The sequence below is a fragment of the Caballeronia sp. NCF2 genome (assembly GCF_023631205.1).
Lineage (GTDB): Bacteria > Pseudomonadota > Gammaproteobacteria > Burkholderiales > Burkholderiaceae > Caballeronia > Caballeronia zhejiangensis.
Map to the genome: position 1 here is coordinate 1 of NZ_JALQDN010000113.1, position 1450 is coordinate 1450.

General features: G+C 57.2%; 1 protein-coding gene. It reads left to right on the forward strand.

The window, feature by feature from the left end:
* Positions 1-53 precede the first annotated feature (53 nt).
* A protein-coding gene (locus NCS02_RS36115) for an IS3 family transposase (RefSeq protein ID WP_502800934.1) occupies positions 54-1417 on the forward strand; the annotation gives its coding sequence in 2 pieces (ribosomal slippage) (positions 54-525 and positions 525-1417; 1365 coding nt in all).
* Positions 1418-1450 lie beyond the last annotated feature (33 nt).

The following is a 1450-nucleotide window of genomic DNA, read 5'->3' on the forward strand; positions in this document are numbered from 1 at the left end:
TGAACTGCACCCCAAAAGTTGGACACCCGTTCAACGATTTGGGGTGTTTTTTCATGAGCAAGTACAGCGCACGACTCAAGAGCAGAGTCGTTCAAGACTATTTATCAGGCGAGCGCGGTGGTTACGGAGAGGTGGGGCGTCAACATGGCGTGGGCCAGGGCACGGTGCGTAAATGGGTGGCGGCGTGGCGGGCGCATGGCGAGGCGGCGTTTAAGAAGAAGTACAGTTTGTACGACGGCCCATTCAAACTGAAGGTGCTGCAGTTCATGCACACCAAGGCCCTGTCGTGCCGAGAGACGGCCGCGATCTTCGATATCCGCAATCCGAGCGCGATTAATGTCTGGAAGCGCCGGTATGATTCGGGAGGTATGCAGGCCCTTGAGCCGCGCCCCCGAGGACGCTCCGTGAAGCAACCCAAGTCATCTGCGCCAGCGGTTTCGTCCAAATCCGACGAGGCCCGCACGAAGGAAGAGCTCCTGAAGGAGCTGAACTATCTGCGCATGGAGAATGCGTACCTAAAAAAACTCGATGCCTTGATCCGCTCGGAAAGCCCTACAGCGCAGCGCAAAAAGCGCAAGTAGTGGCCGGGTTGAGGCATGAGTTTGCGCTCGACGGCCTGCTGAAAGTGGCCGGCCTGGCGCGCAGCACGTTCTACTACCAATGCAAGGCTTCACGCAAGGCGGACAAACACGCGCAGCTCAAGGCGCGTATTCGTTCTGTGTTCGAGCAGCACAAAGGGCGTTATGGCTATCGACGCATTACTCACGCAGTCCGGCATTTGGGCACTGTTGTGAATCACAAGACCGTCCAGCGGTTGATGCACCTCATGAAACTGAAGTCGCTGGTGCGCCCGAAGAAGTTTCAAGCCTTCCGCGGGACGGTGGGACGGGTTGCGCCGAACGTGCTGCAAAGACAGTTCGATGCCGCGGGGCCGAACCAGAAGTGGGTCACCGATATCACTGAATTCCGGGTGGGCGAGCGAAAGCTTTATCTATCGCCGGTGCTGGATCTGTATAACGGCGAGATCATCGCCTACGAGACGGCCACTCGTCCGGCATTCGCGATGGTCGCCAACATGATCAAAAAGGCGTTCAGAAGGCTGGAAGTCGATGATCGCCCCTTGGTCCACTCGGATCAAGGCTGGCACTATCAGATGGGCGCTTACCAGGCGTTGCTCTCGCAACGAGCCCTGACGCAAAGCATGTCGCGCAAGGGCAACTGCCACGACAACGCCACCATGGAAAGCTTCTTCGGCACTTTGAAGTCGGAGTTCTTCTACCCCAACCGCTTCGAGAGCATCGAAGCCCTTCAGGCCGGAATCAGACGCTACATTCACTACTACAATCACCACCGCATCAAGCTGAAGCTGAAAGGGCTGAGTCCTGTGATGTACAGAACTCAGCCCTTAGCGGCCTAGCCCAAAACTGTCCAACTTTGCGGGGTCAGTTCA